Genomic DNA, 17,774 nt, shown 5'->3' with positions numbered 1-17,774 from the left:
CCATAAAAAAAATCCAGATGTCTTTAACATCTGGATTTTTTTATGGCTTTATGTTTTATGATAGAAGTGTTAATAGGTAATAGCGATACCGAGATTAAAGGAAGCGCCACGTCCTTTAGCATAGAAACCCGGCTGCATGAACCATTGTGAACGTGCTGGAAAATAATCTTCGTTGAAGAGGTTGTCTATTCCCATTGTAAACATCGTTTTAGCATTGAGTTTATAGCTGGCGCCCAGGTTCACCAGGTTGTAAACTTTTACCGGGCCTTCATTGCCATTGTATACGCCTTTAGCGTTTTTCACAAATCGATCACGCCCCTGCACGCCCATATATTGTGCGCGTACTTCCAGTGCTTTAATTGGGCGATAAGCTATGGTAGCAGTCATTTTAGGGGGTGCAATTCTACGCCCGTTCAAATAGACATTATAACTACCTCCAGTTTTTGCAGTATCAGCTTTTCCTTCCAGGTAGCTGTAGGATGCACTCAGGTCCAGATTTTTCAGAACAGCATAAGATAAAGCTGCTTCAAAACCATAGATTCTTTCAGGTGTGCGGCTCACATTGAATAGGCCTGTATTTGGATCAAAGATCATATCAGCACCGAGTTTGCTGGTACTTAAGAAGCTACTGAATTCGAAACGTAAGCCACGATGTTCGGTCACGAATCCCAGTTCGTAATTATTTACCAGCACCGCTTCTGTATTGATTTTTTTAATATCATTTACTTTAGAATCGCGCAGTGCCAACCCAACATCGGAAACAGAGAAGCCTTGAGAGAAGCTGAAATAAGGCATGAACAGCGGCAATTTATTATAGCGGATACCAGCATTAAACAGTTTTGCTGTATAGTTTAAATTGCCACCAGCAACGTTAATCGCGGGGGTGATCGTAGATCCGTCAGCGTTAGTTAAACGCAGCGTGGTATAATCTTTCACTTTCACACCAACATTCTCAATTCGTACACCTGCTTTCAGGATCAGGTCCTGCCAGAAGGTAAACTGCGTTTCTGCAAATGGCGCAGCATTGAGCATGTTCATTTCGGGTACCCATACACGACCGTCTACCAGCGGTTGGGAAGTAATATCATTCAGGAGATCTGCACCATAAGAAATATTGCCGGAAAAGCCATTTCTATTGAGCAGGGAAGAGTTCAGCATCAGTCGCAATCCTTTCTTTTTATCGAGGGTATGTGATTGCCCATCTCCACCTTCAAATCTACCAAAAGAAACATAGAAGATATCGTCACGGGATTCGAGATAAGCATCGGCTGTGAGAGAGGTTCCACCAATCAGGCTATCTGCCTGGTATACCAGGTGCACGTTATGATTCCCTTTTGAACCAGTAGGTACACCAGCGGTTTTTCCTAATACGCCGGTAGCAGGGATTCCTTTGCTGATATCTCCATTTACCAAGGTATAGTTACTGTTTTGCTGACTGCGAAAGAAGTTATACATCAGTTGCAGTTTTTGACGGCTATTGATATGGTAACCTACTTTTGCGTAAGCGTTCCAGGTTTCTGTTTCTCCCAAACTATAGTTTGGTCCTACCAATTGGCCGTTGGCATCTTTGTATTCGCCGGTTTGTTCATATACGCCGCTGGTGATATAGTCCCACTTACCGGCCCTTCCCTGAAGCATCTGGCTGAATCGCCCACCCACACTGTTTTTCAGTCCTACCAGGCCACCAGTCATATTTACGGAGGTTCTACCTGAAATAGGTTTATTACCCATAGGGTTTGCGGTGATATAGTTGATCAAGCCGCCGGTGGCGCCATTTCCATAGATAGCGGTGGCGCCTTTCAATACTTCTACTCTTTCCAATACAGCAGGGTCGATGGAGCGGAGGTCTACTTCGCCATTACGCAGTGGAGATGATTGCGGGATACCATCGATCATAACCAGTACAGACCGGCCACGAAGGCCTTGTCCAACGTTGCTGTTGGTCTGTGATCCCGGCGCCATACCTGGCACTTCTCTGGCGAGGATGTCTGTGACGTCGGTGGTAAAAGACATATCATTTTCCAGCATTTTCTTCGATACTACGGTTACGGATGAAGGAACATGATCCAGCGTTACAGGTCTTCTGCTGGCAGAGATGACTACTTCTCCCAGCTTTTTTTGTTGAACAGAATCTTTAGTATTGGCGGGTTTATTTTGGGCAATAGCGCTATGAAAGGGCCATGCAGCGAGTAACAGCAGTGGAAATGTACCTAAAGGTTTGTACATATGCATGTAGGCGATTGATCAGGTGATGAATAGAAAGTGATTATTAAGCAAGGCGCAAATTTACATGCAACGGGATATCTGGGATTTACGCAATCCGGAAATTATATATTTAAAAAAATTTCCCACTTGGAGATAATAGTATAGGAAGTATGGTGAGGATGACCAACATTTGCTGTTTATCAAAAAGGGCCATCGACCCGTGAGGATCAATGGCCCTTTTTGCCCTTAAGTATTGCGACATTAGATATGATCTAACATATCTTTTGTCATTTTAGCGAGGTCGTATTCCGGTTTCCAGCCCCAGTCTTTACGCGCCATGGTGTCGTCCATGCTGTTTGGCCAGCCATCAGCGATTTGTTGGCGGTAGTCTGGTTCGTAGCCTATAGTAAATTCAGGAATATGTTTTTTGATTTCTGCTGCGATTTCTTTTGGAGAGAAGCTCATAGCAGAGAGGTTATATGCGCTGCGGATGGTTATTTTAGAGGCATCGGCTTCCATCAGTTCGATGGTGGCTCTGATGGCATCAGGCATATACATCATAGGCAGGTAGGTATCTTCGGAGAGGAAGCTGGTGTATTTTTTATGTTCTTTAGCTTCGTGGAAGATTTCTACGGCATAGTCTGTGGTACCGCCGCCTGGTGCTGATTTGTAGCTGATAAGACCTGGATAGCGCAGGCTTCTAACGTCTACGCCATAACGGTGGTTATAATATTCGCACCAGCGTTCGCCGGCGAATTTGGAGATACCATAGATGGTAGTAGGTTCGATGATGGTATGTTGTGGCGTTTCCTGCATGGGTGAATTAGGACCGAATACAGCGATGGAGCTAGGCCAGTATACTTTATCGAGGTGTTCTTCTTTAGCGATATCCAGTACATTGAGCAGGCTTTGCATATTGATATGCCATGCCAGCAATGGATTTTTTTCGCCGGTGGCAGAGAGGATAGCTGCCAGGAGGTAGATCTGGGTGATATTGTGACGAATCACCAGTACGTGCAACATTTCTTTGTTCATCACATCCAGCGACACATAAGGCCCGGTACCTTTCAGCAGATCGTGTTCCTCACGGAGGTCAGACGCCAGTACGTTTGCATCTCCATACATTTTCCTTAAGGCCAGGGTCAGCTCCACGCCAATTTGTCCACAGGCACCAATAACCAGGATCTTATCTTTCTTCATAACAAGTTTGTTGTTGCAGATATTTTTTAAACGGACGTAATATTAGTGGGTTCCTGTCTATTTCCGAGCAGGATGCTTATGCGCTTGACAATGCTATAACAATAGCAATTACCCTTTTGGAACAGAATTGTTTCTGGATTACAATATTATGACATTTGCTTTACAAGCGGCTTTTAGAAAGGCCTGAATACTACATAATAAAGGTTACCTTTGCAACCTGATTCAACAGAAATAAAATTATGATGAAGCATTTAAAATCATTGTTCCAGGAGCAGTACAATCCGGATAATTTTTTCCTGATCGCGGGCCCCTGTGTGATTGAAGAAGAAGAGATACTGATGACAGTAGCCGAGAAGGTTTCCGGCATCTGTAAAAGACTGGGAATCCCTTATATTTTCAAAGCCTCTTATCGCAAAGCCAATCGTACGAGTATTCATTCCTTCACTGGTATTGGTGATGTGGAAGGATTGGAGTTATTGCAGAAAATAGGTAAGACGTTTAACGTACCTGTAACTTCAGATATACATTCAGCAGCAGAAGCAGCTATGGCAGCGGCTTATGTGGACGTTTTACAGATCCCTGCATTTTTGTGCCGTCAAACAGATATTCTGTTGGCAGCAGCAGAAACCGGCAAGGTAGTAAACGTAAAGAAAGGACAGTTTCTCAGTGGAGAGGCCATGAAATTTGCCGTGGAAAAAATCAAAGGCGCCGGCAATGATAAAATTATGCTGACAGAACGTGGTACCACCTTTGGTTACCAGGACCTGGTAGTAGATTACCGCAATATTCCTATCATGCGTGAGCTGGGACAACCAGTGGTGATGGACTGCACGCACTCATTACAGCAGCCAAATCAAACCAGTGGCGTTACCGGTGGTAATCCAAAACTGATCAGTACTATTGCTAAAGCTGCAATTGCTACAGGTGCAGATGGTTTATTCATCGAAACGCATCCTGATCCTTCCTGTGCTAAATCTGACGGTGCTAACATGCTGCGTCTGGACTTGCTGGAGGAGCTGTTGGAGAAACTCGTAGAGATCAGAAAAGTGGTAAAATAAACAGGTAAAAAATCAGGTCGAACATCTTGATCATCTAAAGCGTTTTACGTATATTCATATAACACTTAAAACGTCTTCATTATGATAAACATCCACCAACTTAAAGCAGGTGATACGGTTATTACAAGTTATGGAGGAGTTGAAAGACCTGGCAAAATCCTGGAAGTAGATCATTTCAGTAAAAAAATACTGGTTGCCACAGATAATGATAATGAGTTGTGGTATGATCTGGATAACCTGTATGCAGTGAAGCTTACTCCTGAAACGCTTTTACAATTGCAGTTTCATGTAGATGAAGCTACATCAGGGAATGGCAAAGGTACTTTATACGTGCGCGGGCCTTTTTCCGTACGCTGGTATCCGGATGGGCATGAGCCTTTGATGGTACTGCATTACAGAGATGAATTCCGTGAGTTGAAACATAACATCACGTTGAATGAATTGCAGAACCATTATCATGGCATGACCAATTTTCATTTGGAATAGTAACCTGAAACATATTAAAAAGCGCAGCTGTCAATTTGTGGCAGCTGCGCTTTTTAGTTTATAGATGTCCGTTAGTTACAGTTATATGCTGGCTTGTAGAAGGTGTTGCCAGTTTCTCCGCTCAATAATTTATAAGCTGCATAGATAGTATCTACCTTATATCCTTTGTTGTAAACATAAGTATATTCAATATCGGTAAAGAGTGTTCCCTGCGTTACTCCCGATGGGTATGTCGCTTTTACTTGTTTGATATTATTGGTTCCATTATATACCATTGGAAAACCAGGCATATATTGCAATTGCTGGCTGAAACCAACAAAAAGGGAGGCAGGTGAGAAAGTATTTTCGAAGTAAGTATAGGTTATTTTTACGGCCGGAGATTCCGATTCACTGATATTCCCTTTTGCATCGTATTTGAAGGTGACACTGTCGCGCGCCTGATTAGTGCCATACCTGTATGAAACAGATTTAACGACTCTTCCACCATCATCCATAACAAATATAGTCGAGTCATCCAGTACTGAAGGCTGGCTTGAAGAATAGAAGCTGGTACTAAGGCGGTATGCTGGCCATGAAGATTTTTTATCTTTCACCAGTATTTGTCGCAGTGGAATACCTAATGGATTTGTTTTAGAAGTATAGCTATGAATAATGGAATCGGCCTTATGGGATAATTTATGGAGGTAAATATCATCTGTAAAGCTGGTCATTCTGCCGGTGATATTGTCATATTCAAATGAATACGAAAAAAAAGGAATAGGCTGAGTGATCTTACTATCATTATTCAGACTTATAAGCTGACATGCTGCAGGGTCTGTGGGGACAGGTTTAGGATCATTTTTGGAAGAGCATGAAAACAGGATTGTTCCTAATGCCAGCAGTACAGGTAGTTTTTTCATAAATAGAATTTGATGTGATAGACTTATGAAATAGGTTATCAAGTTAAAATAAGCGTGGCTATACGAATTCCGGGAGGTAGATATATTTATCATGACTGGAATTACGTAGCTATTCAGTACAGTTTTTACTAAGGATATAGCAGGAGATATGCAGCATTACTGCATGTCTGAAGGCATGGTTTACTTAGCAAAGGAAACAAGATAGTGAAAGTCACTTAGAGTGAGGACATGATTAGAATAGGATAAAAGGGGATTTGTAGCCGCAAATGGGTATGCGTCTAAAATCGGCGTTAGTAGGGGGCAATAAATTACAGGTAGCGCACAGGGTTGCGACGAGCATTCAGGATATAATTTTTCATATTTACCCAGAAAGCAAGGACCATGTACACGATCACTGGCGATCCCATTGTCAGGAAAGTGGCATAGATGAAAAAGAGGCGAATCCGTGAAGTTGCAACACCAAGTTTCTCACCAATTGTACTGCAAACACCGAATGCCTTCCATTCCACGAAATCTTTAATTCGGTTCATGAACCAAATTTATCATTTTCCAATGTTATTACCAAGCAGTGAGGTAGGAGTGATTTGGGCGAAAATCACCCTGATTATCAGTTTATTGGCCCAAAACGGTCAAAATCAGGAATTTCTGAACGTCGTTTACTAATTAAATATGATAATTAACATTAACATCGTGCAATCTCAGTCTCACGTGATTTAATTTAAAAACTTGTTGATTTTAGTGTAATTTTGCAAGCAATTTTTAACCGCTCTTAAATATTTTTCTATCATGGTGTTTGATATTGACATGATTAAAGGAGTGTATGCGGCATTACCGGGTAAGGTGGAAGCGACCCGGAAGATGTTAGGTCGTCCGCTCACCCTGGCCGAAAAGATTTTATACGCACACTTATCCGCACCTACTACTACACCTTATGAAAGAGGCAAATCTTATGTAGATTTTGCTCCTGACCGTGTAGCGATGCAAGATGCAACAGCTCAGATGGCGTTGCTGCAGTTCATGACTGCTGGTCGTGATAAAGTTGCGGTTCCTTCTACAGTACACTGTGATCACCTGATACAAGCTAAAGTAGGCGCTGTTCAAGATCTGGCGACTGCTAACGATACTAACAAAGAAGTATACGCATTCCTTTCTTCTATCTCTGACAAATACGGTATTGGTTTCTGGAAACCAGGTGCTGGTATCATTCACCAGGTAGTACTGGAAAACTACGCATTCCCTGGTGGTATGATGATTGGTACTGACTCACACACACCTAACGCAGGTGGTCTGGGTATGGTGGCTATCGGTGTTGGTGGTGCTGACGCGGTAGACGTGATGGCTGGCTTACCTTGGGAGCTCAAGATGCCTAAACTGATCGGTGTGAAACTGACCGGTAAAATGAGTGGCTGGACTTCAGCAAAAGATATTATCCTGAAAGTTGCTGGTATCCTGACTGTAAAAGGTGGTACTGGTGCTATCGTTGAATATTTCGGTGAAGGTGCTGATTCATTCAGTGCTACCGGTAAAGCAACCATTTGTAATATGGGTGCTGAAATTGGTGCTACCTGCTCTCTGTTTGCATACGACGAGAAAATGGCAGACTACCTTAAACTGACTAGCAGAGCGGAAGTTGCTGCAGCTGCTGATGCGGTGAAACAACACCTGCGTCCGGATGCTGAAGTTTATGCTGATCCTGCGAAATACTATGATCAGGTAATTGAAATCAACCTGGATGAACTGGAACCATATGTAAATGGTCCATTCACACCAGATCTGGCATGGCCTATTTCTAAATTTGCACAGGCAGTTAAAGAAAACAACTGGCCTGAGAAACTGGAAGTAGCCCTGATCGGTTCTTGCACCAACTCTTCTTACGAAGATATTTCCCGTTCTGCGTCTCTGGCTCAACAGGCTATTGACAAAGGTCTGGGTATGAAATCTGAATATACTATCACTCCAGGTTCTGAGCTGGTTCGTTACACTATCGAAAGAGATGGTTTACTGAACACTTTTGCACAGGTAGGTGGTGTTGTACTGGCTAATGCTTGCGGACCTTGTATTGGTCAGTGGGCTCGTCACGTAGATGATCCTAACCGTAAGAACTCTATCATCACTTCTTTCAACCGTAACTTCGCGAAAAGAAATGATGGTCTGGCTTCTACTCACGCATTCGTTGCTTCTCCTGAAATCGTAACTGCACTGGCTATCGCTGGTGACCTGACTTTCAACCCACTGACCGACACCCTGACTAACAAGGATGGCCAACAGGTTAAGCTGGATGAACCTAAAGGTTTCGAGCTGCCAGTTAAAGGTTTTGCAGTAGAAGATGCTGGTTACCAGGCTCCTGCTGAAGATGGTAGCGGCGTTCAGGTAATTGTTGCTCCTACTTCCGATCGTCTGCAGCTGCTGGCTCCATTCGCGGCTTGGGAAGGAACTGACCTGAAAGGTCTGAAACTGCTGATCAAAGCAAAAGGTAAATGTACTACTGACCACATCTCTATGGCTGGTCCATGGTTGAAATACCGCGGTCACCTGGATAACATCTCTAACAACATGCTGATTGGTGCGGTAAACGCATTCAACGACAAAACTGATACCGTTAAGAATGAGCTGACAGGCGAATACGGTGCAGTTCCAGCTACTATGCGTGCTTACAAAGCTGCTGGTCTGGGTGCTGTTGTAGTTGGTGACGAAAACTATGGTGAAGGTTCTAGCCGTGAACACGCTGCTATGGAGCCTCGTCATCTGGGTGTTCGTGCAATCCTGGTGAAATCTTTCGCTCGTATTCACGAAACTAACCTGAAAAAACAAGGTATGCTGGGTCTGACTTTCGCTAACAAAGAAGACTACGATAAAATCCAGGAAGATGACAACATCGACATCCTTGGTCTGACTACCTTTGCTCCAGGTAAACAACTGACCGTTGTTCTGCATCATAAAGATGGCAGCACAGACGAGTTTGCTGTAAACCACACTTACAATGAACAACAGATCGAGTGGTTCAAAGCTGGTGGCGCACTGAACGTAATCCGTGCACAAGCTGCTAAAAAAGCATAAGCTAATCGAACTTAAATAAATGAAAAAGGTCTCTACATCCGTAGAGACCTTTTTCGTTTATACTTCACCGTTAGTTAGAATTTTACCCAAACGATATGCGCTTCCTGTTTGGAGCCCTTGCGTTCTATCATTAGTGTGGCTAAGGATTTTCCATCAGGACTGAGCGCATTAAGATCCAGACGGCTGTATCGGTTCATGTTGCCTGCAGACTCACCAAAAAGATACTGATAACGAACTTTACTACCGTCAAACCAAGCTAGCATAGTGTTAGTTTTATCGGGTTTTGTCTGGCCGCTCTTATCCTTATAATTCTCGTTATCAGTCACATTATCTCTGATATCATTAAAAAGTAAATAGAGCTGGTTATTTAGGTAAAGATGATTGAATGACCAGTAGCCATTCTGCCTTTTTACCTGGGTATCATAATCCATATCATCTGCCGTTCTCTTGTATGCATCAAAGGCATTGTAGTGATTGTCGTGATACTGCTCCTTTGCAATTGCATAGCTATCAGACAACTCCTCTCCTTTTTCACTAATATGTATGATGCCTAAGTCTCCAATGTACATAGTTAATCCACCGTTGCCTGCAGGAACAGTTCTTAATTCCTCTGACATCAAACTAACGGTTCCATCTGTATGGAGTTGAAAATCTTGTATCGTACCATTGTAATCATCTTTATGCTTCAGGTGCGTCTGCGAGTAAGTATTTAATGCAGGATGAGTAATGGTTTTGTCAACACTAGTTTTGAGTGTAGACGGATCGATTACGTTCAGTCTGACTAGTTGTACATTTGTACCCATTTCCAATTTCTCTCCTCTGGGCTTGAATTTAATAACCTTTTTCTCCGGTTCGATTTCCTGTACAGAAACCATATAAAGCTGTTTACTTACAGGATTGTATTTAAAATCTGTTGTTTCCGGAGGCAATGTTGACTGATAAGCGGTCACTGTTGCTGTGGTGATATCATGGCTACCTTTAGCAAGGCGTGAAATTAGCAATTTCACAGATCCGAGTTCCCTGTTCCAGCCGCGTGAACTGGCAACCATATATTCAGCACCATGCACATACATGCCCAGTAATCTGTACCAATTTCCCTGTACTTCATATTGTCCTTCGTTAATCACTTCATTGGTGGGAGAATAATGGGTTAATTTCATTGACATACCTCCATCCTTATTAGCGCTTGTACATTGGGCTATGCCATAATATTCTGATGCAGGATCCTTGAACACTTCATACCAGCTATAATCATTACCAGCTACAATCAATTTTTCTTCTAATAGTTTGCCATTATTTCCATCAAAAGTGATTCTGTAAAGGCTCCCATCTTTTTTCCCATATTTTCTAAAAAAGGCTACAGCCTTACCATTCAATTCAAATAGCCCATGAAAGGCAGCTTTCAAAAAGCCAATTTTGGGCATAGACTCCAGTCGGGTCTTTGCTTCAGCTATTTGCTTATGACCAGCGTCAAAAACAATGGTTTCTATTCCTTCTTTCTCAGAAAAATGGAAGTAGAGTGTATTCCCATTTTTCATTTGCAATAACCTGGCGCCTCCGTAAGTTGGCTCATCAATCTCCTTGCTGATAATGATCTCAGGATTGAGTTCCTGTGCAAAGACATTTCCTGAAATCAACAAAAAGCAGGCGCTGATGCCGTAACAGATCTTTCTAAACATAGTATTATAAGGATATAATTATTAAATTAATCTGCAATATATATCTTTTTAAAAATCGGGATATATTAACACTTAGACAAAAGTTGATCTATTTATCTTGTCTGAAGAATTACATTTGTTTACTATGAATTCATTGATTTTGGAATACCTCTGGAGAGATCTCTGCGAAAAATACACTGCTGATCAGGAGTTGATTACAGTTACATTTGCAGATCTGCAAAAACACTATACAGCAAAAGGCAGATATTATCATACGCTGACGCATATACGCAATATGATCAGCAGCGCTATCACCCATGAAGCGCTGATACAGGATAAAGATGCATTCCTGTTTGCGATCTTCTTTCATGACATCATTTACAAGGCTACGGCAAAGGATAATGAAGAGAAAAGTGCCGAAAAAGCGGTAAAATTCCTCAAAAAGATAGAATTTTGGGAAGATGAAATTGCGCAGGTGCATGATTTAATACTCGCTACAAAATCGCATCCAATGCAGAATAGTCATTCAGATACCGATCTAATGCTGGATCTGGACCTGGAAGTACTTGGCGCCGTACCGGAAACATACCAGGAGTATAGCCAAAATATCCGGAAAGAATATGCAATTTTTCCAGATCTGCTATACAAACCTGGAAGGAAGAAGGTGCTGTTACATTTCCTGGATATGCCGTTTATTTACCGTACGGAATTGTTCCGCGATAAGCTGGAAGCAGCAGCCAGGGAGAATCTTAATAACGAATTAGCAACATTATAACTTATGAGACGTATAGCTGTATACTGTGGAAGCAGTATGGGAAACGAAATTATTTATAAAGAACAAGCTATGTTACTGGGCGCCACCATTGCCAAAAAAGGAATGGGCCTGGTGTATGGCGGTGCAAAAGTAGGCCTGATGGGCGCCGTAGCCGATGGCGCGCTGTCAGAAGGAGGCGAAGTAATTGGTGTGTTGCCGCATTTCTTGCAACAGAAAGAACTGGCGCATGCCGGCCTTTCGGCGCTGATACTGACAGATACTATGCATGAGCGCAAAGCAAAAATGAATGAACTATGTGACGGCGTCATTGCGTTGCCTGGCGGCTTTGGCACTATGGAAGAACTATTTGAAATGCTTACCTGGGGACAGCTGGGCCTTCATAATAAACCAATCGGCTTATTGAATACAAATGGCTTTTATGATGCGTTGATTACATTAGCAGAAACCATGACTGCTAAAGGTTTCTTATCTGCAGCCAACAAAGATATGCTACTGCACAGCGATGATATTGAAATGTTATTAGCAAAGATGGAGGCATATAAGCCGTTGGAAGGTCCTAAATGGATCCCTAGCACACAGGAAAGCTAAGCTTAGAACAGCTTATGCTGTAAGACAAATCGCCTTACTACACTGACACGGAAATTACCAGCGCCGAAAGTCTGGTAAGTATTGGGTAATGCCATCTCACTACGGTTGGTATTACCCACATAATGTATGCCTGCAAAGTATTTCACAGAATTATAACCTAAGGATGCACGTACCGTATTGTTAATCTGCCAGCCGAAATTACGGTTCACATCACCATTTTCCAGGTAAAGTTTCGTTCTGTTGATCCCCAAACCTCCTGTCACTGACAATGATAAAAACCAATGGCTTTTCAGGACTAACGTATAGGCATATCCGACATTTGCAGTACTGCTGACGATATCAGTTTTATAGTAATGGGCATCATGCAGAAACCCTGTATCAGCGATATTGCTGGGAATTAAGGAAGAATCACCTTTTACTTTTACATAGAAGAAATCACCACCTACTATTAGCGAGCCTGCGCTTTTTTTCTGGTATTCGTTCTGCAGATTTGGCGCGCGATAAGAGAATTTCTTATCATTAAAAATGTACTGTGTATTTAAACCCAAGGTAGTATTGCGCATGTCGGGCCGCTGTGGATAAGGATTTTCACTGACATAATCTTTCCCGAATACCTTTTCAGCATTGCCGATATAAAAGCCTTTATACCTGGATGCATATAAGTCAATGACCAGCTTTCGCAGGTATACATGTGATTGCAAATCGAGATAATGCGTTTGGCCGTATTTGTCGTTATGCCTGTTGACAAAAGGAAAATTGAAGCCGAGGTTAAGTCCTATAAATTTATAGTTGGCACCAAATCCTATATTGAGCGGCGAGTTCGGGCGATACAGTATATCTTTTTTCTTTTTAATATCTACTATATCATACTTACTGTATTTCCTGGAACCATAGAACCGGAAGGTGATATCTTCGGTATGATCCTGGACGTAAGTAGTGTCAGTGTCCGATTTCAGCCATTTAAACAGCTTACTTTGGGCGGTCAATGGAGTGGCAGCCAGGCAAAATAAACAGTAAATGAGGAGTAATCGTTTAACCATATACGTTAACAAATTGTAGGGCCGGGCAAATTACAAATTCCCGGTTCATTAATACTAAAAATCCGACGGATGATAATTTTATAACGTCAGTTGGGCAGTTCTATGACTTCAAGCTGCTTGATATCGCCGGCATCGAGCTGAAAACGCAGCAGTGTTTTTACTTTATGCCAGCCTTGTTGACCACAGGCGCCTGGGTTCATGTGTAGCAACTGTAATGCCGGGTCGGGCATTACTTTCAGAATATGTGAGTGTCCGCAGATAAATAGTTTCGGTTTTTCTGCTATCAGTTGTGCTTTAATGCCTGGTGCATATTTGCCAGGATAGCCGCCAATATGGGTTATCATGACTTTTACATCTTCCAATGAAAATAATTGTGTTTCCGGATATCTTACGCGAATATCTTTCCCATCAATATTACCCCAAACTGCACGAAATGGTTTAAATGCTTCCAGTTGCTCTGCCAGTTTAACGTCTCCAATATCGCCAGCATGCCATATTTCATCCACTTCTTTAAAGTAGTTGAATACCTGTGGATGCAGGTAGCTATGGGTGTCAGACATCAATCCTATTTTTTTCAATGAAATTTCAATATTTTGAGCAAACAGACAGAAGCTTCTACAATGGAACAAAATAATGACCTCTCTCCTATTACTGCCCGATTATTAATTAGTTGTCCGGATAAACCGGGAATTGTAGCGAAAGTTTCACAATTCCTCTTCAATTCCGGTGCAAATATACTCGATGCAAGTCAACACAGTACAGATCCTAAAGAAGGATTATTTTTTATGCGCATGGAGCTGCAAATGCCTGTGGTACCAGGATTTGAAGCAGCCTTTGAACAACAGGTGGCGGCGCCATTGAAAATGGAATGGAAAATCAGTTATACACAACAGCGCAAGCGGATGGCAATTTTTGTTTCTGCGTATGATCATTGCCTGCTGGATTTGCTTTGGCGCTGGCGTAGCGGGGAACTGGGTGTAGACATTCCCGTTATTATTTCCAATCACAGGGTATTGGAAAAAGAATGTACTGATATGGGTATTCCTTTCTACTTTTTGTCCGTAAATGCGGCCACCAAAGCGAGCCAGGAGGCTACTATACAGCAGCTCATGCAGGATTTTTCCATAGATTTTATTGTGCTGGCGAGATATATGCAAATATTATCACCTGCGTTTGTAAGCTTGTTTCCACAGCGGATCATCAATATTCACCATTCATTTTTACCGGCATTTGCTGGGGCAAGACCTTATCAAAACGCCTACAACCGCGGCGTGAAGCTTATTGGCGCCACTGCGCATTATGTTACGGACGAACTGGACGAAGGCCCTATCATTGAACAGGACGTTGCCAGGGTTACACATAAACATTCTGTAGAAGACCTGGTGATGCTGGGTAGAGATATTGAGCGGCAGGTATTGACACGTGCAGTCAAAGCACATATCGATGATCGGGTGATTGTATTAGGAAATAAAACAATTGTCTTTTAGACAATTCTTTCTGGAAAATGCATGGCACATAAAGCCAGTTTTTCCTGGCTTTCCTGTTTTAATATTTTTAAGAGCTGCATTGCTTTAACGGGCAAGGGCAGCTTTTCTTTTTTGACCTTACGCATAGTAGATTGTACGAAAAAATGTAATTCACTGCTATCATGCCAGGTACCTAATAGCTCCCCCGCTTTTTTGGCAAAAGCCAACATTTGATGGTAGTGCGAAGTGGGCGGCAATACATCTTTCAGCATGGTGAGCTGATAGTAGGCGCGCTTCATTTTTTTGCGCAGCTCATGCCATGCAACGTGTCCTGCTTTTAATGCTGGCGATCCTATATTACCATATTCGCTGTCTATATATTTGAGCAATAGTATATTCAGTTCTGCTTCTGGCAAGGGTTCCAGGTGTTTCTTAAAAGCCTGCGGTAATTCTTCCAGCTGAGATAACTTTAATCTTTTTACCGCTGTCAGGGTCAATTCAGCTGCTACTTCCTGCTTTTCCTGTAAGAGCAGATGTGCATAGCTAAATCTCCAGCGTAATTGTTTTTCATATTTATTCAGTGCACGTGTTTGCAGTTGTGCATCGCGGGCGATGCCTGCGATAGCCTGTAGCATACGTCCTTTATTAAGGTAGCGTCCGTACTTGAATTTCAGTCCGGGAATGTTATCAGTGAGGTCGAAGAAGGCGCGTATTTTTTTAACCCCAACACGCTGTTCATGCACAGCCGCCTGGTCCCGGGGCTTTAGGGCCAGCTTGTTATGTGCAGCAACCAGGGCTTTGGTTTCCGATAACAGGTAGTTATATAAAGCTTCCTTTATCATGGATACGCGTTTTTTTCTCGCAATAAGCAAAGATCCGCAAATCCCCAGAAGTGCACCTTCGGCGCATTTTGTTTCACGCAAAGCAGCATAAGTGGTAAAGCAGCAAAGGATTATGTTATGTTGTCAGGCAATAAACAGACTTTCTTAAACATTAACAGAAAACAGGTCTTTGCTGCTTTGCCCCTTATGCTGCTTTGCGTGCCTGCCGAAGGCCTTTCTTTGCTGAACTTTGCTTCTTTGTGAGAAAAGTGAAAATCAAATCGTATCATCACCACAATGCGCCATCACGGTTTCGAAAACCAGTGCAGCAGCGAGTTTGGCAGTACGATTGTCTAAATCATAAACAGGATTGAGCTCAGCAACATCTACTCCTTTCACTTTTCCACTTTCCATAATAGCGCGATAGCTCTGTAAGAACAGGCCATCAGGCTGAATACCGTTATAGGCTGTAGCGCTTACTCCTGGCGCAAATGCGGCGGAGAAAACATCCAGGCAGGTGGTAAGATATACGTAGTCTACCTGTCGAAGAAAATGTTCTATCGCGGCATTCAGCGTATCTTTATCATTCAGGTGAAAAGCATCGGCACTTACATAGGTAGCACCGGATTCTCCAGCCAGATTGAAGAGCTGGCGGGTGTTTCCCAGTTTCTGAATACCTAAGGCGAGGTAATTAAATGGTTCGTTACTTTCTTTGGCTTCCTGTGCCAGCTGATAGAAGCTGGTGCCAGAAGATGTGCCTTCAGGGCCAGGAATACGGATATCGAAGTGAGCATCCATATTGATGTATCCTACGCGCATCTTTTGTTGATGGGCATATTCGCGGATACCACGGGCATGGCCATACGCAATTTCGTGACCGCCTCCCAACACTACCGGCAGGTAGCCTGCGAGTAGTAAGGCTTTCACAGCTTCGCTCAGTACCAGCTGTGCGTTTTCCATCCTACCATCCAAACAAGCAACATCACCGGCATCTACCATTACAGCATTATCTGCGAGGTGTGCAGGGAAATTACCCAATACGGCACGGATAGCAGCAGGGCCATCTTTGGCGCCTACACGGCCTTTATTACGCCTTACGCCTTCATCGCAGGCAAAGCCCAGGAAAGCAATACCCTTCTGGTTTTCGGCCAGCGGTGGTAAAGGTTCCGCCTGGAGATTCACCAGTTTTACAACCTGGTGCCATCTGAGCAGATCCGGTGTGGTTCCGTCTGTACGACCTGTCCAGATACCATTTACAGTAGGATGATAGAATTCCTTTGTTATCATAAGTTTGAAACTATTTCACCATTTTTCCACACCCTGGAAGGTTTTAGCTTCCCCTGGAAATAAAGGATATCGCGGTAATCATTAGTAGGATATGCCTGCATGTCTGCCAGGAATCCAGGTGCTAATTGTCCGGCATTCTTCAGTTCCAGTGCTGGTGCGGCCCTAAAGGTAAGTGCTGCAAAAACTTCCGCAGTAGAAAGTTTTTCAGCGGCACTCATTACAGCGGCTTGCATCAGCAAATCGCCCATAGGGGCTGATCCTGGATTCCAGTCGCTGGCGATGGCTACACAGGCGCCTTCATTAAGTAATTTCCTGGCTGGAGCATATTGCATGCCCAGGCCAAGGGAAGCGCCAGGAAGTACGACTGCCACCGTATCAGAAGCCGCCAACATGGCGATTTCCTTATCTGTACTTGCTTCCAGATGATCGGCAGAAAGTGCGCCTGTTGCTACTGCTACTGCTGCACCGCCAGCAGTAAATTGATCGGCGTGTACAGTTGCTTTAAAGCCCAGTGCTGCAGCACTTTTCAAGTATGCTGTAGCCGCAGCGGCTGAAAATGCAGTTTCTTCAATGAAGATGTCCACGCGGTCAGACAAAGAACCGGCTTTTATAGCGGGAAGTAATTCCTGTAAAACCCAGTCCAGGTAGGCTGTTTCACTACCTTCAAAATCGCGGGGCTTCATATGGGCGGCCAGGCAGGTAGGAACCAGTGTTGCAGGGGTATGTTGCCCTGCCAGTTGAATAGCTTTCAGCATTTTCAGCTCACTGTCGAAATCCAGACCGTAGCCACTCTTTACCTCTATGGTAGTAACACCTTCCTGTAGGTGTCTGTTCGCACGGGCAATAGTATTTTCTGTAAGGGTAACCTGGTCGGCTATACGCGTTTTGGTTACGGAATCCCAGATACCGCCGCCTGCGCGGGCAATTTCAAGGTATGATTTTCCGGCAATACGCATCGCATAATCGCGGCTACGACTGCCATCAAAGCAGATATGTGTGTGACAATCGATGAACCCCGGCATTAATACCAGGGGTTCATTGATTTGAAACAGTTCATGTTGCGGATATTCCTGCTGTAGTTCGTTGAACGGACCAACAGCCACTATGGTATTACCTTCTACGATGATGCCACCGTTGTGTATAACTGGCAGCTGTTCATCCTGGAGGGCGCCTTTGAGCTGGAGTCCGCTCATAGGCAGTATTTGAGAGAAAGGTCCGATTAACATGGTTTGTA

The 17,774-nt window shown here is 43.3% G+C and carries 16 protein-coding genes; 6 read left to right on the top strand and 10 right to left on the bottom strand.

Annotated features, from left to right (window positions below; all coding sequences use genetic code 11):
• Positions 1-69: 69 nt before the first annotated feature.
• Positions 70-2,226, bottom strand: a complete 2,157-nt coding sequence (locus ACE38W_RS04570) for a TonB-dependent receptor (RefSeq protein ID WP_375829068.1) — start codon at positions 2,224-2,226, stop codon at positions 70-72.
• 240 nt (positions 2,227-2,466) lie between these two features.
• Entirely contained in the window at positions 2,467-3,405 is a 939-nt protein-coding gene (locus ACE38W_RS04565; protein ID WP_375829067.1) for an NAD-dependent epimerase/dehydratase family protein, read from the bottom strand.
• Positions 3,406-3,644: 239 nt separating this feature from the next.
• Here ACE38W_RS04565 and kdsA point away from each other — a divergent pair, with 239 nt between their 5' ends.
• Both kdsA and ACE38W_RS04555 read left to right on the top strand, forming a co-directional pair.
• Complete coding sequence (gene kdsA / locus ACE38W_RS04560) at positions 3,645-4,463, top strand: 3-deoxy-8-phosphooctulonate synthase (protein ID WP_375829065.1); 819 nt, start codon at positions 3,645-3,647, stop codon at positions 4,461-4,463.
• Positions 4,464-4,544: 81 nt separating this feature from the next.
• The gene (locus ACE38W_RS04555) at positions 4,545-4,949 is read left to right on the top strand and encodes a hypothetical protein (RefSeq protein ID WP_375829063.1); all 405 of its coding nucleotides are present in this window, start codon (positions 4,545-4,547) and stop codon (positions 4,947-4,949) included.
• Positions 4,950-5,020: 71 nt separating this feature from the next.
• Here the strand turns inward: ACE38W_RS04555 and ACE38W_RS04550 are convergent, their stop codons facing one another.
• Both ACE38W_RS04550 and ACE38W_RS04545 read right to left on the bottom strand, forming a co-directional pair.
• Positions 5,021-5,848, bottom strand: a complete 828-nt coding sequence (locus tag ACE38W_RS04550; protein WP_375829062.1) for a hypothetical protein — start codon at positions 5,846-5,848, stop codon at positions 5,021-5,023.
• 308 nt (positions 5,849-6,156) lie between these two features.
• Positions 6,157-6,378, bottom strand: coding sequence for a PspC domain-containing protein (locus tag ACE38W_RS04545; RefSeq protein WP_167016372.1), 222 nt, complete (start codon positions 6,376-6,378; stop codon positions 6,157-6,159).
• A 256-nt stretch (positions 6,379-6,634) separates the two neighbouring features.
• On the opposite strand from ACE38W_RS04545, the gene ACE38W_RS04540 reads away from it, so the two are divergent.
• Positions 6,635-8,905: an aconitate hydratase gene (locus ACE38W_RS04540; protein WP_375829061.1), complete on the top strand. Its 2,271-nt coding sequence runs from the start codon at positions 6,635-6,637 to the stop codon at positions 8,903-8,905.
• A 74-nt stretch (positions 8,906-8,979) separates the two neighbouring features.
• Here ACE38W_RS04540 and ACE38W_RS04535 read toward each other — a convergent pair whose 3' ends face one another.
• Positions 8,980-10,584 carry a hypothetical protein gene (locus ACE38W_RS04535; protein ID WP_375829059.1) on the bottom strand — a complete coding sequence of 535 codons (1,605 nt, stop codon included), beginning with the start codon at positions 10,582-10,584 and terminating at the stop codon, positions 8,980-8,982.
• Positions 10,585-10,708: 124 nt separating this feature from the next.
• Here ACE38W_RS04535 and ACE38W_RS04530 point away from each other — a divergent pair, with 124 nt between their 5' ends.
• Both ACE38W_RS04530 and ACE38W_RS04525 read left to right on the top strand, forming a co-directional pair.
• A complete protein-coding gene (locus ACE38W_RS04530; protein ID WP_375829058.1) occupies positions 10,709-11,338 on the top strand; it encodes a hypothetical protein in 630 nt (209 codons plus the stop codon).
• Positions 11,339-11,341: 3 nt separating this feature from the next.
• Entirely contained in the window at positions 11,342-11,926 is a 585-nt protein-coding gene (locus ACE38W_RS04525; RefSeq protein ID WP_375829057.1) for a TIGR00730 family Rossman fold protein, read from the top strand.
• 2 nt (positions 11,927-11,928) lie between these two features.
• Here the strand turns inward: ACE38W_RS04525 and ACE38W_RS04520 are convergent, their stop codons facing one another.
• Together ACE38W_RS04520 and ACE38W_RS04515 are read right to left on the bottom strand one after the other, a co-directional pair.
• Complete coding sequence (locus ACE38W_RS04520; protein ID WP_375829056.1) at positions 11,929-12,966, bottom strand: DUF4421 domain-containing protein; 1,038 nt, start codon at positions 12,964-12,966, stop codon at positions 11,929-11,931.
• A gap of 86 nt (positions 12,967-13,052) precedes the next feature.
• Positions 13,053-13,526 (bottom strand): metallophosphoesterase family protein, encoded by a 474-nt coding sequence (locus ACE38W_RS04515; protein ID WP_375829055.1) that lies wholly within the window; start codon positions 13,524-13,526, stop codon positions 13,053-13,055.
• 60 nt (positions 13,527-13,586) lie between these two features.
• Here ACE38W_RS04515 and purU point away from each other — a divergent pair, with 60 nt between their 5' ends.
• On the top strand, positions 13,587-14,453 hold the full coding sequence (gene purU / locus ACE38W_RS04510; RefSeq protein WP_375829657.1) for a formyltetrahydrofolate deformylase: 867 nt from the start codon (positions 13,587-13,589) through the stop codon (positions 14,451-14,453).
• Here the strand turns inward: purU and ACE38W_RS04505 are convergent.
• From ACE38W_RS04505 to hutI, 3 genes are all read right to left on the bottom strand, one after another.
• Positions 14,450-15,274: a CHAD domain-containing protein gene (locus ACE38W_RS04505; RefSeq protein ID WP_375829054.1), complete on the bottom strand. Its 825-nt coding sequence runs from the start codon at positions 15,272-15,274 to the stop codon at positions 14,450-14,452. The genes purU and ACE38W_RS04505 overlap by 4 nt on opposite strands.
• A gap of 255 nt (positions 15,275-15,529) precedes the next feature.
• Positions 15,530-16,540: a formimidoylglutamase gene (gene hutG, locus ACE38W_RS04500; protein WP_375829053.1), complete on the bottom strand. Its 1,011-nt coding sequence runs from the start codon at positions 16,538-16,540 to the stop codon at positions 15,530-15,532.
• Positions 16,537-17,766, bottom strand: coding sequence for an imidazolonepropionase (gene hutI / locus ACE38W_RS04495; RefSeq protein WP_375829052.1), 1,230 nt, complete (start codon positions 17,764-17,766; stop codon positions 16,537-16,539). The genes hutG and hutI overlap by 4 nt, the downstream gene beginning before the upstream one ends.
• Positions 17,767-17,774: the final 8 nt, after the last annotated feature.

The organism is Chitinophaga sp. Hz27, from assembly GCF_042263525.1.
Classification (GTDB): domain Bacteria; phylum Bacteroidota; class Bacteroidia; order Chitinophagales; family Chitinophagaceae; genus Chitinophaga.
The sequence above is the reverse complement of the archived record's forward strand: the minus strand, read 5'-3'. Positions and strand labels throughout refer to the sequence as shown.

Excerpts from the sequence above, each read along its gene's own strand:
- ACE38W_RS04570 (WP_375829068.1), bottom strand. The coding sequence starts at position 2,226 with ATGTACAAACCTTTAGGTACATTTCCACTGCTGTTACTCGCTGCATGG.
- ACE38W_RS04565 (WP_375829067.1), bottom strand. The coding sequence starts at position 3,405 with ATGAAGAAAGATAAGATCCTGGTTATTGGTGCCTGTGGACAAATTGGC.
- kdsA (WP_375829065.1), top strand. The coding sequence starts at position 3,645 with ATGATGAAGCATTTAAAATCATTGTTCCAGGAGCAGTACAATCCGGAT.
- ACE38W_RS04555 (WP_375829063.1), top strand. The coding sequence starts at position 4,545 with ATGATAAACATCCACCAACTTAAAGCAGGTGATACGGTTATTACAAGT.
- ACE38W_RS04550 (WP_375829062.1), bottom strand. The coding sequence starts at position 5,848 with ATGAAAAAACTACCTGTACTGCTGGCATTAGGAACAATCCTGTTTTCA.
- ACE38W_RS04545 (WP_167016372.1), bottom strand. The coding sequence starts at position 6,378 with ATGAACCGAATTAAAGATTTCGTGGAATGGAAGGCATTCGGTGTTTGC.
- ACE38W_RS04540 (WP_375829061.1), top strand. The coding sequence starts at position 6,635 with ATGGTGTTTGATATTGACATGATTAAAGGAGTGTATGCGGCATTACCG.
- ACE38W_RS04535 (WP_375829059.1), bottom strand. The coding sequence starts at position 10,584 with ATGTTTAGAAAGATCTGTTACGGCATCAGCGCCTGCTTTTTGTTGATT.
- ACE38W_RS04530 (WP_375829058.1), top strand. The coding sequence starts at position 10,709 with ATGAATTCATTGATTTTGGAATACCTCTGGAGAGATCTCTGCGAAAAA.
- ACE38W_RS04525 (WP_375829057.1), top strand. The coding sequence starts at position 11,342 with ATGAGACGTATAGCTGTATACTGTGGAAGCAGTATGGGAAACGAAATT.
- ACE38W_RS04520 (WP_375829056.1), bottom strand. The coding sequence starts at position 12,966 with ATGGTTAAACGATTACTCCTCATTTACTGTTTATTTTGCCTGGCTGCC.
- ACE38W_RS04515 (WP_375829055.1), bottom strand. The coding sequence starts at position 13,526 with ATGTCTGACACCCATAGCTACCTGCATCCACAGGTATTCAACTACTTT.
- purU (WP_375829657.1), top strand. The coding sequence starts at position 13,587 with ATGGAACAAAATAATGACCTCTCTCCTATTACTGCCCGATTATTAATT.
- ACE38W_RS04505 (WP_375829054.1), bottom strand. The coding sequence starts at position 15,274 with ATGATAAAGGAAGCTTTATATAACTACCTGTTATCGGAAACCAAAGCC.
- hutG (WP_375829053.1), bottom strand. The coding sequence starts at position 16,540 with ATGATAACAAAGGAATTCTATCATCCTACTGTAAATGGTATCTGGACA.
- hutI (WP_375829052.1), bottom strand. The coding sequence starts at position 17,766 with ATGTTAATCGGACCTTTCTCTCAAATACTGCCTATGAGCGGACTCCAG.